16 protein-coding genes and 2 pseudogenes are annotated in these 19,887 nt (G+C 72.5%); 16 read left to right on the forward strand and 2 right to left on the reverse strand.

Going from position 1 to position 19,887, the window contains the following annotated elements; genetic code table 11:
• Positions 1–55: 55 nt before the first annotated feature.
• A complete protein-coding gene (locus tag WMF31_RS09580) occupies positions 56–1,678 on the reverse strand; it encodes an ABC-F family ATP-binding cassette domain-containing protein (RefSeq protein ID WP_436601634.1) in 1,623 nt (540 codons plus the stop codon).
• A 215-nt stretch (positions 1,679–1,893) separates the two neighbouring features.
• Here WMF31_RS09580 and WMF31_RS09585 point away from each other — a divergent pair.
• A pseudogene (locus tag WMF31_RS09585) lies at positions 1,894–2,034 on the forward strand (hypothetical protein); the annotation flags it as partial.
• Between the two features lie 279 nt (positions 2,035–2,313).
• Positions 2,314–2,670: an arsenate reductase family protein gene (locus WMF31_RS09590; RefSeq protein WP_436601635.1), complete on the forward strand. Its 357-nt coding sequence runs from the start codon at positions 2,314–2,316 to the stop codon at positions 2,668–2,670.
• 37 nt (positions 2,671–2,707) lie between these two features.
• Here WMF31_RS09590 and WMF31_RS09595 read toward each other — a convergent pair whose 3' ends face one another.
• On the reverse strand, positions 2,708–3,421 hold the full coding sequence (locus WMF31_RS09595) for a hypothetical protein (protein ID WP_436601636.1): 714 nt from the start codon (positions 3,419–3,421) through the stop codon (positions 2,708–2,710).
• A gap of 169 nt (positions 3,422–3,590) precedes the next feature.
• Here WMF31_RS09595 and WMF31_RS09600 point away from each other — a divergent pair.
• From WMF31_RS09600 to WMF31_RS09665, 14 genes and pseudogenes are all read left to right on the forward strand, one after another.
• Positions 3,591–3,744 (forward strand): annotated as a pseudogene (locus WMF31_RS09600) (CmlA/FloR family chloramphenicol efflux MFS transporter); the annotation flags it as partial.
• A gap of 536 nt (positions 3,745–4,280) precedes the next feature.
• Complete coding sequence (gene gndA / locus WMF31_RS09605) at positions 4,281–5,813, forward strand: NADP-dependent phosphogluconate dehydrogenase (protein ID WP_436601637.1); 1,533 nt, start codon at positions 4,281–4,283, stop codon at positions 5,811–5,813.
• Between the two features lie 204 nt (positions 5,814–6,017).
• Positions 6,018–7,043 (forward strand): hypothetical protein, encoded by a 1,026-nt coding sequence (locus WMF31_RS09610; RefSeq protein ID WP_436601638.1) that lies wholly within the window; start codon positions 6,018–6,020, stop codon positions 7,041–7,043.
• Between the two features lie 82 nt (positions 7,044–7,125).
• Positions 7,126–7,458 (forward strand): hypothetical protein, encoded by a 333-nt coding sequence (locus WMF31_RS09615; protein WP_436601639.1) that lies wholly within the window; start codon positions 7,126–7,128, stop codon positions 7,456–7,458.
• 123 nt (positions 7,459–7,581) lie between these two features.
• Positions 7,582–8,169: a hypothetical protein gene (locus WMF31_RS09620; RefSeq protein ID WP_436601640.1), complete on the forward strand. Its 588-nt coding sequence runs from the start codon at positions 7,582–7,584 to the stop codon at positions 8,167–8,169.
• Positions 8,166–10,178, forward strand: a complete 2,013-nt coding sequence (locus WMF31_RS09625; RefSeq protein WP_436601641.1) for a serine/threonine-protein kinase — start codon at positions 8,166–8,168, stop codon at positions 10,176–10,178. Before WMF31_RS09620 ends, WMF31_RS09625 begins: the two co-directional genes overlap by 4 nt.
• 32 nt (positions 10,179–10,210) lie before the next feature.
• Positions 10,211–10,474: a hypothetical protein gene (locus WMF31_RS09630; protein ID WP_436601642.1), complete on the forward strand. Its 264-nt coding sequence runs from the start codon at positions 10,211–10,213 to the stop codon at positions 10,472–10,474.
• Complete coding sequence (locus tag WMF31_RS09635; RefSeq protein ID WP_436601643.1) at positions 10,467–11,180, forward strand: sigma-70 family RNA polymerase sigma factor; 714 nt, start codon at positions 10,467–10,469, stop codon at positions 11,178–11,180. Before WMF31_RS09630 ends, WMF31_RS09635 begins: the two co-directional genes overlap by 8 nt.
• A gap of 133 nt (positions 11,181–11,313) precedes the next feature.
• A complete protein-coding gene (locus WMF31_RS09640; protein WP_436601644.1) occupies positions 11,314–12,441 on the forward strand; it encodes a hypothetical protein in 1,128 nt (375 codons plus the stop codon).
• 2 nt (positions 12,442–12,443) lie between these two features.
• A complete protein-coding gene (locus tag WMF31_RS09645) occupies positions 12,444–13,508 on the forward strand; it encodes a PEGA domain-containing protein (protein WP_436601645.1) in 1,065 nt (354 codons plus the stop codon).
• A 79-nt stretch (positions 13,509–13,587) separates the two neighbouring features.
• Entirely contained in the window at positions 13,588–15,135 is a 1,548-nt protein-coding gene (locus WMF31_RS09650; RefSeq protein ID WP_436601646.1) for a hypothetical protein, read from the forward strand.
• Between the two features lie 516 nt (positions 15,136–15,651).
• Positions 15,652–16,488 carry a PEGA domain-containing protein gene (locus tag WMF31_RS09655; protein WP_436601647.1) on the forward strand — a complete coding sequence of 279 codons (837 nt, stop codon included), beginning with the start codon at positions 15,652–15,654 and terminating at the stop codon, positions 16,486–16,488.
• A 31-nt stretch (positions 16,489–16,519) separates the two neighbouring features.
• Entirely contained in the window at positions 16,520–18,103 is a 1,584-nt protein-coding gene (locus tag WMF31_RS09660) for a hypothetical protein (protein ID WP_436601648.1), read from the forward strand.
• A gap of 651 nt (positions 18,104–18,754) precedes the next feature.
• Positions 18,755–19,879, forward strand: coding sequence for a PEGA domain-containing protein (locus WMF31_RS09665; RefSeq protein WP_436601649.1), 1,125 nt, complete (start codon positions 18,755–18,757; stop codon positions 19,877–19,879).
• Positions 19,880–19,887 lie beyond the last annotated feature (8 nt).

The following is a 19,887-nucleotide window of genomic DNA, read 5'->3' on the forward strand; positions in this document are numbered from 1 at the left end:
CGATCGGCGCTCGCGCCGCGCGGCCGGGCGCCTGGGGTGCTGCGCGCCCGACGCTTCAGCTCCTGAGCCCCGGCGCCTCGTGTCCGCTCTGGGCCACGTACTCCAGGTATCCGCCGCCGTAGACGCGCGGCCCCTCGGGCAGGACCTCGAGGACGCGGTTGGAGAGCGCGGCGAGGAAGCGGCGATCGTGGGAGACGAACAGCATGGTGCCCTCGAACGCGGAGAGCGCCTCGACGAGCATCTCCTTGGTGGCCATGTCGAGGTGGTTGGTCGGCTCGTCCAGCACGAGGAAGTTCGGCGGATCGTAGAGCATGATCGCGAGCACGAGGCGCGCCTTCTCGCCGCCCGAGAGGACGCGACAGGGCTTGTCGATGTCGTCGCCGGAGAAGCCGAACGCGCCGGCGAGCGTGCGGAGCGAGCCGACGGAGGCCTGCGGGAAGCTCGCGACGATGGACTCCCAGACCGAGCGCGAAGGGTCGAGGAGCTCCATCGCGTGCTGCGCGAAATAGCCGAGCTTCACGCTCGCGCCGACGGTCACGCTGCCCTCGTCCGGCGCGGCCGCGCCCGCGACGAGCTTGAGCAGGGTGGATTTGCCGGCGCCGTTCACGCCCATCACGCACCAGCGCTCGCGGCGGCGGATGAGGAGGTCGAGCCCGTCGTAGACGGGGCGGCCGCCGTACGCCTTCTTGACCCCCTCGAGCCGCGCCACGTCGTCGCCCGAGCGCGGCGGCGGCTTGAACTCGAAGCGGATGGTCCTCCTCTGCTTTGGCGGCTCGACCTTGTCGATCTTCTCGAGCTTCTTCACGCGCGACTGGACCTGCGCCGCCTTGGCGGCCTGCGCCTTGAAGCGCTCGATGAAGCGCATCTCCTTCGCGAGCATCGCCTGCTGGCGCTCGTACTGCGCCTCCGCCTGCTGCTCGTGGATGGCGCGCTGCTGCTCGTAGAAGTCGTAGTTGCCGGAGTAGGAGGTGAGCTCGCCGCCGTCGATCTCGATGATTTTGGTCACGATGCGGTTCATGAACTCGCGGTCGTGCGAGGTCATGATGAGCGCCCCCTGATGCTGCTTGAGGTAGCCTTCGAGCCAGATGATCGACTCGATGTCGAGGTGGTTGGTCGGCTCGTCGAGCAGGAGCGCGTCGGGCCTCATGAGCAGGATGCGGGCGAGGGCGACGCGCATCTTCCATCCGCCCGAGAGGGCGCCCACGTCGCCGTCCATCATGGCCTGGCTGAAGCCGAGGCCGGCGAGGATCTCGCGCGCCCTGGCGTCGAGCGCGTAGCCGCCGAGCTCCTCGAAGCGCGCCTGCGCGTGGCCGAAGCGCTCGATCAGGCTCTCCATCTCGTCCATCCGCTCCGGATCGGCCAGCGCGGCCTCGAGCTCGCGGAGCTCGGCGGCCGCGACGGAGACCGGGCCGGCGCCGTCCATCGTCTCGGCGACGGCGCTCTTGCCCTTCATCTCGCCGACATCCTGGCTGAAGTACCCGATGGTCACGCCGCGGTCGATGGCGACCTGGCCGCCGTCGGGGGCCTCCTCGCGGGTGATCATCCGGAAGATCGTGGTCTTGCCCGAGCCGTTGGGCCCTACCAGGCCGACCTTCTCGCCGCGGTTCACCGCCGCCGAGGCCTCGAGGAAGAGGATCTGCTTGCCGTGCTGCTTGCTGATGGAATCGAGGCGGATCACGAGGCGCTGCGCCGCCGGAGGCGGCTCCTTTCCGCGCGCACGTATACCAGAGGGCTCGTCCCGCGAAGCGGCATTTCTTCCGCGTCGAGGAGGCGAGGAGGCTTCATCGACCGAGGAGATCCGGTAGTCCGAATCCGTCGGTAGCGCGGGATCGGGGCTCCACGGCACCGGGCGGGATTCATTTTGATGCAGTCCGTGTCCCGCCTCACACTCCGTCCCCCATCTTCCGTCCCCCATCTTCCGTCTTCCGTCTTCCGTCTTCCGTCTTCCGTCTTCCGTCTTCCGTCTTCCGTCTTCCGTCTTCCGTCTTCGTCCGCCTCTTCGTGCGCGTGCGCGTGCGCGCTCATTCCGTGTTCGTCCACGTGCTCGCGAGCAGTCGTGTTGAGCGCCCGCACGATCATGAATACGCGGATGGACACAGAAGCGGAGGACGATAGACGTGCACGGAATGAGCGCGCACGCGCACGCGCACGCGCACGAAGAGGAAGAGGGACGACGGAAGACGGGGGAGGGACGACGGAAGACGGAAGACGGAAGACGAGCGACGAGCGACGAGCGACGAGCGACGAGCGATGGCATGGCCAGTGCTCCGTCATCCCTTGCTTCCCCTTCGCGAAGGCGGCAGAAGCCCCGGCATGAGCAAGGTCCAGATCCTCTCCTACGCCGGCTGCGGCACCTGCAAGAAGGCCCTCAAGTGGCTCGGCGACCACGGCGTCGACGTCGCCGTGCGTCCCATCGTCGACGAGCCGCCGACGGCCGACGAGCTCGCGCGGTGGATCCCGGCGAGCGGGCTCTCCGTGCGCCGGTGGCTCAACACGAGCGGGCAGAGCTACCGCGCGCTCGGCAAGGCCCGCGTGGACGCCGCGAGCGACGAGGAGATCACGCGCTGGCTCACCGAGGACGGGAAGCTCGTCAAGCGCCCCGTGCTCGTGAAGGGGGACAAGGTGCTGGTGGGCTTTCGCGAGGGCGACTACGCGGCGCTGTTCGGCTGATCCCGCAGCAGCCGCACCACCGCCGCGCCCCGGAGGCTCAGGGTGCGGACGGGAAGCGGTCCCTCCGGACCTGCTTGAGCTCGAACGAGCTCTCCGGGTCCAGCCCTGGGTCCGTATCGCCGAAGCGCGTGCGGCTGATCTCGAGGTCCACATCACACGTCTCGGGCTCGTCCGAGCGGGTCGACTCCAGCGTCCCCGCCTTGATGGTGTAGGTCCCCGGGTCGCCCCCCACGTCGATCGTCCGGGAGAAGATACAGCTCCCGTTCACCCGAATCTGCATGTCGTCGCCGGTCCCGCTCGGCGACCACGAGACGGTGAGGTCCTCGCCGCGCGAGGCCGGCTCCGACGGCAACGCCTCGAGATCGAACGGGGCCGGGAGCGTCCCGGTGTTGCCCGGCGCGTCGTCGTCGTCCTCCCGATCCAGCAGCACCTTGAACTCGGTATCTGCCGCGCCCGTCTTGAACCGGGCCACGTAGACGCCGGAGCTCTCGGCCGACATGTCGACCGTCTCCCCGTCCGCCTCCGCCGAGATCCGGTCTCCTCCGCTCAGGATGATGTACGTGTTGCTCTCGTCGCCGCCGGCCTTGAGGGTGGCCGTCACGCTCGTCGACGACGCGCTCTCGGCGACCGCCTCCAGGGTCGCAGAGATCCCTCCGGTGCGGATCTGCTGCGAGTCGAGCGTCTCCGTGCAGCCTGTGACCAGGCCGAACCCTGCGAGCCCAAGCGCTGCCGTCGTGGTCTTCGTGATCATCGGTCGTCTTCTCCTCGTAAGCTCCTCGCCGCGTCGCGTGTTGGCGTGAAGTTTTTTTTTGTTGATACTATAACGGATCGTCCCTGCGATGGGCGGGTTCCGCGAGGCGGCCAGATCCCGAGGAGGTCTCCGTCACGCGCCCCCGCTGGAAGGTCCCTCGACGCGCTGCTCGACCTTCGTGACGGTGCGCGACGTCTGTGCGGAGCGCGCCGAAGGGGGCGGTGATCGACAGCCTGTTCGGCTCGATGCTGGCGTTCGTGCCCGCGCTGGGGCCCGTGCTCGGCGCCCTGCTCGCGGACCAGCTCGGCTGGCGCGCGATCTTCCCGGCGACAGCCGGCTCGCCGGATCCGGCGCGTCATCGCGAAGCGTGAGGCGCTTCGAGGCGAGCGGCGTCGAGGGCGGCCGCGGGCGAACCTAAGCGACGCGGCGCTCGGGATGGCGAGCTGGTGGAAGGCGAGTACGGGGCGCTCGCGAGCACCTCGTCGGCGAGCGAGGCCGCCCGGTCGCGCCGGCGCGAGCTCATCACGCGCCGTGAGCGCGGCCCCACGCCCGCGGGGCGGGCCCACCGCGCCGGACGCGGGCCCACCGCGCCGGACGCGGGCGCCCGCGCCGCGCGCCGAGGCCCCACGCCCGCGGGGCCGCCGCGCGTGGCGCGGCGCGGCACGGCGCCGCGGCGGCCGCTCGCGACCGCACTGGACGCCGCGGCCCCGGCCTGCGAAGAATGCGCCGCCGTGGCTGCCAGCCGACCCACAGAGAGAGATCGACGACGCGCGGGCCGACGCCTTGCTGAGCCGTCCGATCCGCACAAGACAGCGGTGGCTGACGGCGCATGAGCCACGTGTGAAGGAGAAGAACCGGGATGAATGATGCCACATCCAGCTGCGACATCGGCATGATCGGGCTGGCCGTCATGGGCGAGAACGTCGCGCTCAACATGGCCGACCACGGGTTCAAGGTGGCCGTGTACAACCGCACGGTGCAGGTCGCCAAGGACTTCGTCGCGAGGAACCCGAGCACCCCGGGCGGCCTGGTCTATTGCGAGACGCTGAAGGACTTCGTCCGCGCCCTGAAGAAGCCCCGCAAGGCGGTGATCCTGGTCAAGGCCGGTCCGCCGGTGGACATGGTGGTCAAGCAGCTCCTCGAGGCGGGGATCGAGCCGGACGACATCGTGGTCGATCTCGGCAACTCGCTCTGGACCGACACCATCCGGCGGGAGCAGGAGTACGCGTCGAAGTGCAAGTTCTTCGGCTCGGGCGTCTCGGGCGGCGAGGTCGGCGCGCGCTTCGGCCCCTCGCTGATGCCGGGCGGCGACCCCGCGTCCTGGCAGCACCTGGAGCCGATCTGGCGCGCGATCGCCGCGAAGGTGGATCCCGTGACCGGCAAGCCCATCGAGGGCGCGGCCCCGGGCAAGCCGGTCGAGGGCGGCGTCCCCTGCACGGCGTACATCGGGCCGAACGGCGCGGGCCACTACGTGAAGATGGTCCACAACGGCATCGAGTACATCGACATGCAGCTCATCTGCGAGGCTTACACGCTCCTCGAGGGGCTGCTCGGGCTGTCGAAGGACGAGATGTCGCGCATCTTCTCCGAGTGGAACAGCGGGGATCTGGACTCGTACCTCATCCAGATCACGGCGGACATCCTCCAGCAGAAGGATCCCGTCCAGAAGGACAGGCCGTTCGTCGACTTCGTCCTCGACACGGCCGGGCAGAAGGGCACGGGCAAGTGGACGAGCAGCAACGCGCTCGACATGGGCATCCCCGCGAACGCGATCGCCGAGGCGGTGTTCGCCCGCTGCCTGTCGGCGCTCAAGGACGAGCGCGTCGAGGCGTCGAAGCACCTCGCCGGGCCGACCCCCGCGCCGATCGAGGACAGGCAGGGCACGATCAACGCCATCCGCGACGCCCTGTACTGCTCGAAGATCTGCGCCTACGCCCAGGGCTTCCAGCTCATGGCGGCGGCCCAGGCGGAGTACGACTGGAAGCTCGATTTCGGCACCATCGCGAGCATCTGGCGCGGCGGCTGCATCATCCGGGCCCGGTTCCTCCAGAAGATCACGGAGGCGTACACGCGCAATCCTGGCCTCACGAACCTCCTGCTCGATCCGTACTTCAACGATCAGATCAAGCGGGGACAGGCCAACTGGCGGAGGGTGGTCTCGATCGCCGCGCAGAACGGCGTCTGGGCCCCTGCGTTCATGTCGGCGCTCTCGTACTATGACGGCTACCGCGCGGCCCACCTGCCGGCGAACCTCCTGCAGGCGCAGCGCGACTACTTCGGCGCCCACACGTACGAGCGCACGGACCAGCCGCGCGGCAAGTTCTTCCACCTCGACTGGCCGCACCCCACCCGTCCTCAGCTCGAGATCAAGGGCACCGGCGGCGGCCACTGACCGCCTCGCCTGTGCTGTAACTCGACCCCACCCGGCAGACGCCTTCACCGAGCTCCGACGAGGGCGTCGCCGCCGCCATGGCCACGACCGTGTCGACGGGGATCGCGGCGCGGCGTGGGCCGGCGGCAGAGCACCGACCTGGGCGCCAGCGCTGGGCCAGGTCGTTGCGCTCGGGATGCCGTCCTTCGTAGCATCATGGATGCTATGGCGACAAACACCACATCAAGGAACCGAGGAGCGGCCAAGGGGGCATCCACGGCCGCACCTCGGAAGGCGAAATCGACGGTCGCGAGGGCGAGAGTCCAGGAGGCGCGGTCCGAGCGGGTAGGGGAGGACGAAGAGGACGCGATCTACAGCCTGGATGAGCTCGTCGAGCGCCGGGGCGAGGCGACCGTCGAGGAGGTGCGCGCGTATGTGGGCGGCGTCGAGAAGGCCGATCTCGTCCGGGAGGGCCGAGCGGTCGCGACCTCGCGGATCGACCGGGACGCGGCGCGTCTCTATGGCAAGGCGGACGCGTTCCTGCGGAAGGCGACGGAGGCGCAGCGCGACGCCTTGCTCGGGCTGTCCGACGATCTGCTGCGGGTCGCGATCTGGGCGGCGCGCCACGGCAGCCGGCTCGCGGCCGCGCGCGATGGGAGCAAGGCCAAGGCCGGGAGCGCCAAGGCGGCGCGCGAGGCCGCGGCGGACGCGGCGCGGCGCAAGGGGCGGGGCATACGGGAGCAGCTCACGACCGCGCTCCGGATCCTGAGCGGCGGCGAGCCCAGGCTGCTGAAGAAGATCGACGGCGCCTACGGCGTCGCGCCGGACGCCGGCAAGCTCGCGACGTCGCTCGCCGCGCTGGTCAAGGTGGGGCGGGAGCTGCTCGCCGACACCTCCGCCGCGGCCGAGCAGCGCCGGAAGGGGACGCGCCTCGACGCCGCGAAGCTCGACGAGATCGAGGCGCTCGCGGGAGAGATCCGCAAGGCCGGCGACGCCGCCGCGGCCGTGACGGCGAGCGCGAGCGTCGACCAGACGGAGGTCGATACCTGGGATGGGATGAACCTCCTCCTGCTGGAGATGATCATCGACCTCTTCGATGCGGGCCACCTGGTCGATCCGTCGGTGCCGCGGCTCGTCCCCATCTCGCTCGGCCGCTATTTCTCACCACGGCGCACGAAGCCGGAGAAGCCCACCGAAGAGGCCCCCGCGACGTCGCCGCAGCCCCAGCCCCAGCCCGGCGTGCCGGCGTAGCTCCGCCGCCGCGCCGCCACCGTTCCTCGGCGATGCGCGAGGTTCCCTGAGAGCGCAACGCACGCTGTCCGAGGATGCAGCGATGACCTCCGAGCGTGCAGCCACGGGCTCGGAGAGCGCGGCCATGGGCTTGGAGAGCGCAGCCATGGGCCACGAGAGCGCGGCCATGGGCGCGGAGAGCGCGGCCATGGGCCCGGAGAGCGCAACCATGAGCCACGGGAGCGCGGCCATGGGCTCGGGGAGCGCGGCCATGGGCGCGGAGAGCGCAGCCATGGGCGCGGGGAGCGCGGCCATGGGCTTGGAGAGCGCAGCCATGGGCCACGAGAGCGCGGCCATGGGCGCGGAGAGCGCGGCCATGGGCGCGGAGAGCGCGGCCATGGGCCCGGATCGCTTCTGCGATCGACCTGTTTCTTGAGAAATCCACGCCTCCACGCCGATAGATCCGCCCGAACGCGCGGAGGACAGCCGCCGCCTGGCCGACACCCGGGCTCCCGGTGTTTCCGCCGCTGTCCTGTCTGCGCGCTCTCCGAGGAGGAACATGGCCGTGACAGCCCGTCGCTCGATCGAACGCCACCTCGTGACCGTGCCGGTGGACGAGCGCGTTCGCACCGGCGATTGCGCCACCGAGCCGGTGGGTCGCGGCGAGCCTCCTCTGGCCCGGCTGGCCACGGAGCCGGTGATCACCGAGCCAGTCGGCCGCAGCGAGCCTCCTCTGGCCCTGCTGGGCACCGAGCCGGTGCTCACCGAGCCGGTGCTCACCGAGCCGGTGGGTCGCAGTGAGCCTCCTCTGGCCCGGCTGGGCACCGAGCCGCTTCCAGCTTGCTTTACCCCGCGCTCGCCCCTTCCGTGGCCGCGGCGCGATGCGGCGCCAATTCCCATGGAGACGGCTCCATTACCGCTCGTCCCAGACGCGCCGCCGGTCGTTGCGGAATGCGTCGTCGTCCGGGCGCCGGATCGGTCGATCCGCCGGGCATCGCTCCCCCCGGAGGCCGAGGAGCGGCCGCGGGGCGCGCGGGCTTTCGCCTCGCGCACGCGCGAGCTGGCGATGACATGGCTCCTCGTCGGTTCGACGGCGGCGTTCTTTGGTATGGTCGCCGCGCTCTTGATGCGGTGGTGGATGGGATGAGTCACGGCGAAAACCGCGACACGGACGATGGGAGTCAGCGATCCGCGCCCCCGGCTCCCTATGCGCCGGGCAGCGTCGTCGCGGGCCACAGGCTCGTCCGGGTGCTCGGCACGGGCGGCCTCGGCGCCGTCTACGAGGCGGTCCACGAGTTCACGCAACGGAGGGTCGCGCTCAAGCTGCTGCTGCCGAGCTACGCGAGCTCCGCGCAGGCGCGCGAGCGCGCCCGCAAGGAGGCCATCGCGCTGTGCAGGCTGCGGCACAAGAACATCGTCTCCGTGCACAGCGCCGATACGCTGCCCGACGGCACGGTCTGGATGGCCATGGAGCTGCTCGAGGGCCAGTCGCTGCGCCGGATCTGCCAGGTGGAGTCGCCGCTCTCGGTCGCGCGGGGGCTCCACCTCGGGATCGAGATCGCCGACGGCCTCGCGGCGGCGCACGACCTCGGGATCGTCCACCGGGACGTGAAGCCGGAGAACGTGTTCCTCGACCGGCACGGCGACGTGAAGCTGCTCGACCTGAACATCGCGAAGATCCAGGTCGACGGCCTGCCGAGCACCCGGCCGGGCCAGCGGTTCGGCACGACGGCGTACATGGCGCCGGAGGAGTGCTACGGCGACCCGTGCACGCCGGCGAGCGACGTCTACTCGCTGATGCTGGTGATCTACGAGCTCCTGGCCGGGCGCTACGTGTTCGCGACGGGCCGGGGCCTCTCGGGGATCCCCAGCGAGGGACAGCTCGTGGCGGCGCACCTCTTCTGGCCGCCGACGCCGCTGCACGAGGTCACGCCGTCGATCCCGGCATACTTCTGGCCGGTGTTCCAGCTCGGGCTGGCGAAGCAGCCGGCCGCGCGCTTCCGGCACGCCGGCGCGGCGGCGAGCGCGCTCCGCGAGCTCCGGGAGCGCTACGTTTCGGACGCGCGTGCCGGCCGGCTCGCCGTGGAGCAGGCGGAGCAGGCGGAGCAGGACGCGGGGCAGCCGGGGTCCCGGCGGGAGCACCACGGGCCACGCTCGCCCGAGCGGCTCATCACGGCGCCGATGCCCGCCGAGACCCGGGTGATCCTCGCCGGGCTGGCGGCTTCGGCCGATCCGGGCGAGGCCGAGGCGTGCGAGGAGGGCGCGGCGACGGGGGCGCGGCCGGCGCAGCCTTCGGTCGCTCCGTCGCATCCGCCGCCGAGCGCTGCGCCTGCGGCAGAACCGGGCTGGCCGCTGGCCATGACGCCCGGGCCCGTCACGGTGCGATCGTCGCCGGGAGACCGGGGGTCGGTCCCGCCCGCGCCTGGCCTCCCGCCGACGGACCGCGTCGCCGACCGGCGCCGGCGCGCGCTGCTCCTGCGCCGCTGTCTCGCCGCCGCGGTGCTGGCGATCCCGATCTCCGGCGCCGTGACCGCGCTGTACATCCACGCGCGCCGCGAGCGTCCCGCGGCGGCGGCGTCCGCCGGCGAGGTCGCGGCGGCCGCGTCCGCGCCCCACGCCTCGAGCGCGGCCGTCGCGACGGTGCGGGCGGAGCCGGCGCTCCCCGGCGCGCGCGAGACCCGCGAGACCGGGGCGCCGCCGGGCGTCGCGCCCGCGCACGCCGCGCAGGCGACCGCGCCGGCGCCCGGGCCCGAAGAGGCCGAGGCCGAGGCGCCCGAGGCGGCGCCGTCACCCCGCACCGCGGCGAGCGCCGGGGGCGCCGGGGCGCCGGCCAGGGAGAGCGCCGGGGCGCCGGCCAGGGAGAGCGCCGGGGCGCCGGCCAGGGAGAGCGCCGGGGCGTCGGCCAGGGAGAGCGCCGGGGGCGCCGGGGCGCCGGCCCGGGCGAGCGCGCCGGCGACCCGGGCGCGTCCGGGCGCGGGGGCGGCGCGAGCGCCCGCGCCGCACGCGTGGGACTGGCTGTCGAGCGACATCTACGAGGACGACGAGGACATCTACCCGATGCCCTCGCGCGGGCGCGCCGCCGCGCCCGCCAAGCCGGCCCGACCTCGGCGGGCGGTGGGCGGCGAGCCGCCGTTCGGCAGCAAGCCGATTTTCTGAGCGCGCGGAGCGGCGCGCCAAGGAGCGAGAACATGGCGAAGGACGAACCCAGCGCGGCCGATCCCTTCCTCGACGAGGTCGTCGAGCGGGCGCTCGCGCCCTACCGCGGGGTCGCGCGGCCGGAGCTGCTCGAGATCATGCGCGAGCTGCTCGTCGAGGCGCTCACCGAGGACGAGGTCGGGCGGGATCTCGTGGAGCGCGCGCGGCCTCGGGCGGCGCCGCTCGGGAGCGGCGTGCAGGCCCGGGACGGCGGCGCGGAGCCGGGGCGCAAGGCGGGGGGCGGCGAGAATGGCTGAGCCCGGGGACGGGGACCGGCTCACGCCGGCGCAGCAGGCGCTCGTGGCGTCGGCGGTGGACGAGGTGAGCGGCGTGGCGCGCGGGCTGGCCGCGAGGCTCCGCTTCCGCCTCTCGTTCGACGAGCTGGTGTCGCTCGGCCACGCGGGGCTCGTCGAGGCGGCGCGCGTCTACGACCCGGCGCGCGGCGACAGCTTTCCCCGCTTCGCGCGGTACCGCATCCGGGGCGCGATGCTCGACGGCTACGCCCGGGAGGCCGCGGAGCAGGAGCGGGTGCTCGCGCTCTGCATGAAGGGCGGGTACGACTTCGTCGGCCGGAGGCGGCGGCAGGGCGACGTGATGACCGACATCGACGGCAAGGCGGAGGAGCGGCTGCTGGACCACGTCGACGGCCTCGCGGCGAGCGTCTTCGCGACGGCCGTCGGGGCGGCGAAGCCGGCGACCGCGGAGGATGCGCTGTCGCGGCGCGAGCGCCACGACCGGGCCCACGCGCTGCTCCGGAGCACCCTGGCCAGGCTGACGCCGCGCGAGGCCGAGGTGCTGTCGATGCACTACCTGGAGGGGCGGCCGCTGAACGAGGTCGGCGGCGCGCTCCGGATCCCGCACCCGGGCGCGTACCGCGTTCACGACCGCGCGATCGTGCGGCTGGGCAAGCTGATGCGCGCGGCCGGGGTGACCGAGCTGCCGCCGCGGGAGGACGAGCTGTGAGCGGACGGCGCGCCGCGGAGCGCGGTGAGAACGGTGAGAAACCGGGCGCGCTGGGGCGATGGATCGCGGTGACCGCGCAGCGGCACGGATCTCGGCGGCACGGATCTCGGCGGCACGGATGGGAGGCGACGCAGTGGCACTGAAGGACGACGACCGGGACGAGCGCGGAGGTCGCGAGGAGGGCGCGGGCGCGGTCGCGCCGGCGAGCCCTGTGCCCGGATCGAGCCCACCCCTGGGGCACCCGGCGTTCCACACGGGGGTGGTGCACGTGGAGCCGGAGCTGCGGGACGAGGTGGAGGCGTACTGGCAGGAGTACGCGGCGTGGGAGAGGACGAGGCAAGGGCCGCCGCCGCGGGCGCCGAGCGTGAGTGTGCGGGTGGACCACGAGGGGAAGCCGACCGAGGCGGCGCGGCTGCGGGACGCGGTGGCGCCGAAGGGCGCAGGGCGACGGGGCGGGGAGAAGAGCGCCGGCGAGCAGCGAGGCGGCGGGAAGAGCGCGGGCGAGCAGCGAAGCGGCGAGAAGAGCGCTGGCCGGAGCCCGTGGGCGGCGGACGAGGCGGCGGCGGCGGTGATCGACAAGGGCGCGCTGCCGTCGGCGAACCGGCCGAGGAGCGAGGCGGCGGAGGAGAAGGACGGGGCGGCGGCGAGGCCGGCGAAGGCGCGGCGTGTCGGGACGGCGGTGGCGGCGCTGGCGCTGGTGGCGGGGATCGGGGCCGCGGCGATGTGGGGAGCGAGGCGGCCGGCGGAGGCGCCGGGGGCGCGCGGGGCGGCGGCGAGCAGCAAGGCGGCGGCGAGTGTCGCGCCCGTGGTGAGCGATGCGCCCGCGGTGAGCGGTACGCCCGCGGTGAGCGGTACGCCCGCGGTGGGGAGCAATGCGCCCGCGGGGAGCGATGCGCCCGCGGCGAGCGTGCCGGCGTTGAACGCCTCGCCTCACCCGGCATCGACCGAGGCGTCACGCGCCGCGCGGCCCGCGCGCTCGGTGTCGGTGGAAAGCGCGCCGGAGCCGCGGCCCGCGCCGGAGCCGCGGCCCGCGCCGGAGCCGCGCTCCGCGAAGTGGGTAGCCCCGCCGCCGCAACCACCGAAGGTGACGCGATCGCCATCGGAGGAGCAAGCGACGCGGCCTGCGCAACCCGCGCCGGCGGCATCCGAGGCGCCCACCTCCACGCCGCCCGAAACGCGGCCGCCGGCGCCGCTCGGCAGCGCGAACGATTCCCCCGAAGCACCGGGCAAGAGTGCCCCCCACACGGAGCCGAAGTTCTGATCATGCACAGGCACGTTCGTCGTATCGCGTCTCTCGCCGGCTTTGTCGCCTTGCTCACCTGGACCGCGCCCGGCAGGACCCAGCCGAGCGCGGCGCCGCACGAGGCGGAGGCAGCCGCGATGACGCAGCAGGCGCGGAAGCTCTTCAAGGAAGGCGTCGATGCCTTCGCGCAATCCCGCTGGGCCGATGCGCGGGCCGCGTTCTTGGCGGCGCTGTCGCTGAACGCTCACTACACGATCCGCGGCAACCTGGGCGCGGCCGAGCTCAAGCTGGGCCGCTACCGCGACGCGGCGGAGCACCTCGCGAGGTACGTGCGTGAGATGGGGGAGGACGCGACGAGCACGGCGGCGGAGCGGGAGCGAGGCGCGGCGATGTACGCGGAGGCGCGGTCGAAGGTGGGCACGCTGGTGGTGCGCGCGGACGTGGACGGGGCGCGGGTGTTCGTGGACGGGACCTGGCGAGGGCAGACGCCGCTGGCGGATCCGGTGTTCGTGGAGCCAGGGACGCACACGATCTCGGTGGAGCACGAGGGGTACGACACGAAGAAGATGACGGTGCAGGTCGGGGCCGGTGAGGAGATCGAGAACGGGGTGGAGCTTCAGCCGAAGTCGGCGAGCGCGCCGCCGCCGAAGCCGCCGGTGATGACCCTGGCGCCGCCTGCGCATGGCGCGGAGGAGCGCGCCGGTGGGCCGAGGACGGCGGTGCTGATCGGCGGCGCGGCGACGGCGGGGGCGGCGGCGGTCGCGGGCGTGGTGTTCACGGTCCTCGCGGTGGCGAAGGGTGACGAGGCCGAAACACAGCGGGAAGCGCTCGTGCGCGAGAACGGGCCGGGACCATGCTCACGCGCGAGCGCACCGGCGACGTGTTCGACCCTCAGCGATACGGACGACGCCCATATCCGAGCGGCCAACGCGGCGATCTTGAGCTTCGCTGCTGCGGGTGCAATCGGCGCGGGAACGGCGATCTACTGGTTCGCGACACGGCCCTCAGTGCCGCAGCACGGCGTCCGTGCCATGCCGGTCGTGGGAGCGAACGGCTTCGGCGTTTCTGTCAGCGGTGAGTTCTGAGGGCGCGGCTCGCAGGGGAGATAGGAACAACATCATGGGTCGTTCTGCTCGTCGTACATCGACATTCTTCGTAAGCGCGATGCTTGCTGCGACCGTGTTACCTGGGTGCTGGCCGCTCGCATTTCGTGACGATTGCGAGCACAAGCTCATCGGTTGCGATCTCGGCGTGGGGGGCGGCGGTGGTGCCGGCGGCAACAGCGACCACGTCTGCGAAGCGGATCCGACGGAGGACGCGAGCACGGTGACGGAGGAGTGCGCGGTGTTCGCGAGCGCGAGCGCGGTGCCCGGCGGCAATGGAACGAAGGCGAGGCCGTACGCGTCGCTCGGGGAAGCGATCGCGAACGCGAACGGCAAGCGCGTGCTGGCGTGCGCGAGCGGGGCGTTCGCGGAGAGCGTGACGATCGGGGCGGAGGTCGAGGTGATCGGGGGCTTCGACTGCGGCGCAGAGTGGACGTGGAGCGAGGAGGCGCGGAGCGCGATCGAGGGGCCCGCGAACCAGATCGCGCTCACGCTGTCGGAGGGCGCGAGCGGAGCGAAGGTGCGGAGCTTCGCGGTCCGCGCGGCGAGTGCGACGGAGGCGGGCGGGTCGTCGATCGGCGTAGCGGTGGCGGACATCGATGCGGAGCTCGCGCAGGTGGACGTGACCGCGGGCGACGGGATGGATGGCGCGAAGGGAGAGGCGCCAGCGGAGCCGCCGCAGGCGGGAGCGCCGGCGGGAGCGGTGTCGAACGCGTGCGCCGCGGTGTTCGGTGGCGAGGCCGGCGTGACGACGTGCGAGGACGGCGAGACGCGCGGCGGCCGAGGTGGGCTCGGAGGCACGCCGGGGATGGAGGAAGGGAACGGGCAGCGCGGGGAGGACGGCGCGCCGCTGCCGGAGGAGAACCCCGACGCGTACGGGCTTGGGGGTGCAGGACAAACGGGTGCCGCGGGGAACTGCAGGCGAGGCGAAGACGGCGCGCCAGGAGCATCCGGCGTCGCAGGCGCCGCCGGTAGCGACACCGTGCTGACGCTGGCCGGCATCGGCGGCGGCGACGGGGGCCCCGGCACATCGGGGAAGCGAGGTCAAGGGGGAGGTGGCGGCGGCGGTGCGAAGGCCGGACTGTTCTGCCCGGCGGGCGCCGACACCGTGGAGGGCGCCGGCGCGAGCGGCGGCGGAGGCGGCGCCGGCGGCTGCGGCGGCAAGGGAGGAGGCGGCGGCAAGGCCGGTGGGTCGAGCATCGGCATCCTCAGCCTGGGGACGAAGCTGGTGCTGACGGAGGTGACCGTCGCGGTGGGCAAGGCGGGCAAGGGGGGAGATGGAGTGGCTGGGCAGAACGGGGCGAACGGTGGCACCGGCGCCGCAGGCGGAGCTGCATCGGAGAACCCACCCTCAATCCCCGGCTGCGACGGCGGTCGAGGCGGTCGAGGCGGCGCGGGCGGGTCCGGTGGCGGCGGCCGAGGCGGTCACGCCGTGGGCATCGCGTACGCCGCGGCACCGAGCGCGGCGGTTGAGCTGAAAGACTTCACCGAGGGTACGGCGGGCAACGGCGGGCAGGTCGGGCTCGGCGGACCGCCGGAAGGCGCCGGCGCATCAGGGTCGAGCGGAGTCTGCTGGAACTTCGCGACCGGCGAGAGCTGCGGGCAGTAAGAAGGAAAAAAAGATGTGATGCGTGGCAATTTCGTGGATCTCAACGGAATGCATCTTGTTGAGATCATGAGAGCTGCGCCGTGAGCTACTGAGCTGAAGGGGTCAAAAGAAATGAGTGGACGCCCTCTGCGCTGGGGTGATAGGGACCGGTTTGTCGCGGAAACGCGGCACGGTGGGCTGCCCGGCGCTTACAACCTCGCCACCGAAGTGTGGAATGCCCAAGGCGCGGGCGGACGGACCGGAGATCTGCTGATCCCTTCTGCGTCGGGCCGCGAGAGCGGATGTTATCCGACGGTCGCTGAAGGCAGCCCAGCAGCAGATCGCTTTTGCCTCGTGCAGGAGCCGTCGTGGATGGAGACCGCGACGGCACGAAGGCACGGGCAGAGAACCGCCGGCGCGCTCCAGGGGACCCCTCCCGTCCCGCGCGGAGCGCGGGACCTGGGAGGGGCGGACCGCGCGCAGGCCCGAAGGGCCGAGCACGGGCCGGGGGTGGGCATCCCTCGTCACGCTTCCTCTGTGTCTGCCATCGCGATGCTCGCCGCCAGCATCCCGCTGCCTGGGTGCGCCGCTGGACAGGCGGAGCACCTCGCGAGGTACGTGCGTGAGATGGGGGAGGACGCGACGAGCACGGCGGTGGAGCGGGAGCGAGGCGCGGCGATGTACGCGGAGGCGCGGTCAAAAGTGGGCACGCTGGTGGTGCGCGCGGACGTGGACGGGGCGCGGGTGTTCGTGGACGGGACCTGGCGAGGGCAGACGCCGCTGGCGGATCCGGTGTTCGTGGAGCCAGGGACGCACACGATCTCGGTGGAGCACGAGGGGTACGACACGAAGAAGATGACGGTGCAGGTCGGGGCCGGTGAGGAGAGCGAGAACGGGGTGGAGCTTCAGCGGAAGTCGGCGAGCGCGCCGCCGCCGAAGCCGCCGGTGATGACCCTGGCGCCGCCTGCGCGCGGCGCGGAGGAGCGCGCCGGCGGGCCGAGGACGGCGGTGCTGATCGGCGGCGCGGCGACGGCGGGGGCGGCGGCGGTCGCGGGCGTGGTGTTCACGGTGCTGGCGAACGCGAACGCCAGCGACGCGGAAGAGCAACAGAGCCTGCTACGGCAAAGCGGCGGCCTGGGTGCATGTGCAGCTCCCGGCTCACCCGCGCGATGCACGGCGCTGAACGATGCCGTCGCGGCGCGCTACGACTTTAGCAACGCGGCGTTCTGGAGCTTCGTCGGTGCGGGTACGGTCGGGATCGGAACGCTCGTCTATGGCCTCATCACGCGCCCCTCGGTCAACGAGCGGCGTGTGCATGTAGCGCCGCTCGTCGGGTCGAATGGCCTCGGGATTGGAGTACGCGGTGACTTCTGAGCAGGGCGTAGTGGATCGAGGAGAGGGAAGCATGCGTCGGACTGCTCGATGTGTCTCGGTGCTCATCCTCGGGATGATGGTTGCGGGGAGCCAGCAGGTGGGATGCTTCCCGTATGTGATGCCGGACGACTGTGCGCTCACGCTTGTCTGCGACGTGAGCAGCGGCGAGGGCGGTGGCGGCGGGAGCACCCTCGCGTGCGAGGCGGATCCGACGGAGGACGCGAGCACGGTGATCGACGAGTGCGCGGTGTTCGCGAGCGCGAGCGCGGCGCCCGGCGGCGATGGCACCAAGGCGAAGCCGTACGCGTCGCTCAGCGAGGCGATCGCGAACGCGAACGGCAAGCGGGTGCTGGCGTGCGCGGGCGGAGCGTTCGCGGAGAGCGTGACGATCGGGGCGGAGGTCGAGGTGATCGGCGGCTTCGACTGCGGCGCGGAGTGGGCGTGGAGCGAGGAGGCGCGAAGCGCGATCGAGGCGCCGGCGAACCAGATCGCGCTCACGCTGTCGGAAGGCGCGAGCGGGGCGAAGGTGAGGAGCTTCGCGGTCCGCGCGGCGAGCGCGACGGAGGCGGGCGGGTCGTCGATCGGCGTGGCGGTGGCAGATATCGAGGCGGAGCTCGTGCAGGTGGACGTGACCGCGGGCGACGGGATGGATGGCGCGAAGGGTGAGGCGCCAGCGGAGCCGCCGCAGGCGGGAGCGCCGGCGGGAGCGGTGTCGAACGCGTGCGATCTGGTCTTCGGCGGCGAGCCCGGCGTGACGACGTGCGAGGACGGCGAGACGCGCGGCGGCCAAGGTGGGCTCGGAGGAAGCCCGGGGATGGATGAGGGGAACGGGCAACGCGGAGAGGACGGCGCGCCGCTGCCGGAGGAGAACCCCGACGCGTACGGACTCGGCGGCACGGGACAAACGGGGGCCGCGGGCAACTGCCGACGTGGAGAAGACGGCGCGCCAGGAGCCTCCGGCGTCGCAGGTGCCGCGGGCAGCGGCACCGTGCTGACGCTGGCCGGCATCGGCGGCGGCGACGGGGGCCCAGGCACATCGGGGAAGCGAGGTCAAGGGGGAGGAGGCGGCGGCGGTGCAAAGGCCGGGCTATTCTGCCTGGCCGGCGCCGACACCGTGGAAGGACCCGGCGCGAGCGGCGGCGGAGGCGGGGCCGGCGGGTGCGGCGGCAAAGGAGGAGGCGGCGGCAAGGCCGGTGGGTCGAGCATCGGCATCCTCAGCCTGGGGACGAAGCTGGTGCTGACGGAGGTGACCGTCGCGGTGGGCAAGGCGGGCAAGGGGGGAGACGGAGTGGCCGGAATCCCCGGCGGCGCCGGCGGCGCCGGCAGTCCGGGGGGGCAGGCTTCTGGGGAGGTGGGCTCGATCCCTGGCTGCGATGGCGGTCGAGGTGGCCGAGGCGGAGACGGCGGCCCTGCCGGAGGCGGCCGAGGCGGTCACGCCGTGGGCATCGCGTATGCCGGAGCACCGAGCGCCGCGGTTGAGCTGAAGGACTTCACGGCGGGCACGGCAGGCGACGGCGGGCAGGTCGGGCTCGGCGGACCGCCGGAAGGCGCCGGCACGCCGGGCGCGAGCGGGGCCTGCTGGGACTTCGCGACCGACGAGAGCTGCGGGCAGTAAGAAAAGGATGTGGTGCGTGGCAATTTCGTGGGTCTCACCGGAATGCATCTTGTTGAGATCATGAGAGCTGCGCCGTGAGCGGCTGAGTTGAAGGGATCAAGAGAAATGAGTGGACGCCCCCTGCGCTGGGGTGGTAGGGACCGTTTTGTCGCGGAAACGCGGCACGGTGGGCTGCTTGGCGCTGACAACCTCACCACCGAAGAGTGGAATGCCCAAGGCGCGGGCGGATGGACCGGAGATCTGCTGACCCCTTCTGCGTCGGGCCGCGAGAGCGGATGTTATCCGACGGTCGCTGAAGGCAGCCCAGCAGCGGATCGCTTTTGCCTCGTGCAGGAGCCGTCGTGGATGGAGAACGCGACGCCACGAAGACGCGGGCGGAGAACCGCCAGCGTCCTCCAGGGAACCCCTCCCGTCCCGCGCGGAGCGCGGGACATGGGAGGGGCCGGCGGCGCGCAGGCGCGGAGCGCCGAGCACCGACGGGGGGTGGGCATCCATCATTGTCCTGCTCTTGAAGCGGACGCCTTCGCCCGAGGAGGAGCCCGCTGGTGCAGCCGCGTCCAAGGACGCGCTCGCGTCGCCAGCCTCCTCGCAACCACCGATGGTGCCGCCGCAGCCGCCACCCTTTGTCGAAGGAGTACCGGAGTTCTAACGATGAACAAGCATGCGTTGATGTGCTCGCTCGGCGTCTCGATCGCGCTGCTCGCGCCCGCGAGCCGCGCCCAGACGAGCGCCGAAACCCCCGGCGCGGCCGAGGCGGAGGCGCTGACGGACAAGGCGCGACAGCTCTACGACGAGGGGCTCGCGGCGCTCAACCAGTCGCGCTGGGTCGAGGCGCACGCGTCGTTCCTGGCGGCGTGGCGGATCGAGCGGCACTACCAGATCGCATCGAACCTCGGCGTCGCGGAGCTCCGGCTCGGCAAGTACCGCGACGCCGCGGAGCACCTGTCCTGGTACCTGCGTGAGGCGCCCGCGACGAGGGTGACGCAACGGCAGCGCGCGGAGGTGCTGCTGAAGGAGGCGCTGGCGAAGGTCGCAGCGATCACGGTGAAGACGGAGCCGGAGGGCGCCGAGGTGACGGTCGACGGGGCGGAGATGGGGCGGACGCCGCTGGCGCTGCCGGTGTTCCTGGAGCCGGGGCAGCATATGATCCAGGCGGAGCTCGACGGCTACAAGCCGGCGCAGGAGCGGATCGAGCCGAAAGCAGGCGATGTCGTCGGGATGAAGCTGTACTTGGTGCGGAGGGATGCGGAGGAGCCGGCCGCGGTGGAGGCGCCGGGGACGACGGGGCCGCGGGCGGCGAGCGAGCCGGGGCCGGCGGGGACGACGGGGCCACGGGCGGCGAGCGAGCCGGGGCCGGCGAAGCTGCCGGAGACGACCGTGGTGCCGCCGGCGGAGCGGAGCTGGGTGCCGATGATCGCGCTGGGAGCTGCGAGCGTCGTCGGGCTCGGCGTGGGCGTGGGCATGACGATGGCGTCGAACAACGCGAACGACGAGGCGCGTGCGCAGAGCCGGTCGATCCAGGGCGCTGGCGGGCAATGCATCGAGCCGTCGACCGCGTTCACGGTGCGGTGTGCCGAGCTGAATCGGCTGGGAGCAAAGGCCGACGGCCTGGGTGACGCTGCGTTCGGGAGCTACGTCGCGTCGGGCGTGTCCGCTCTTGCCGCGCTGACGTATGCGCTCTGGCCCAGGCGAGCGGCGACCAACTCGACGGAGGTGTCGGTGCTACCCAACGTCGATTTGCACGGCAGCGGCATCATCGTCGTGGGGGCATGGTGATGAGCCGG

Origin of the sequence: Sorangium sp. So ce1036 (assembly GCF_051369805.1) — a bacterium.
Lineage (GTDB): Bacteria > Myxococcota_A > Polyangia > Polyangiales > Polyangiaceae > Sorangium > Sorangium cellulosum_F.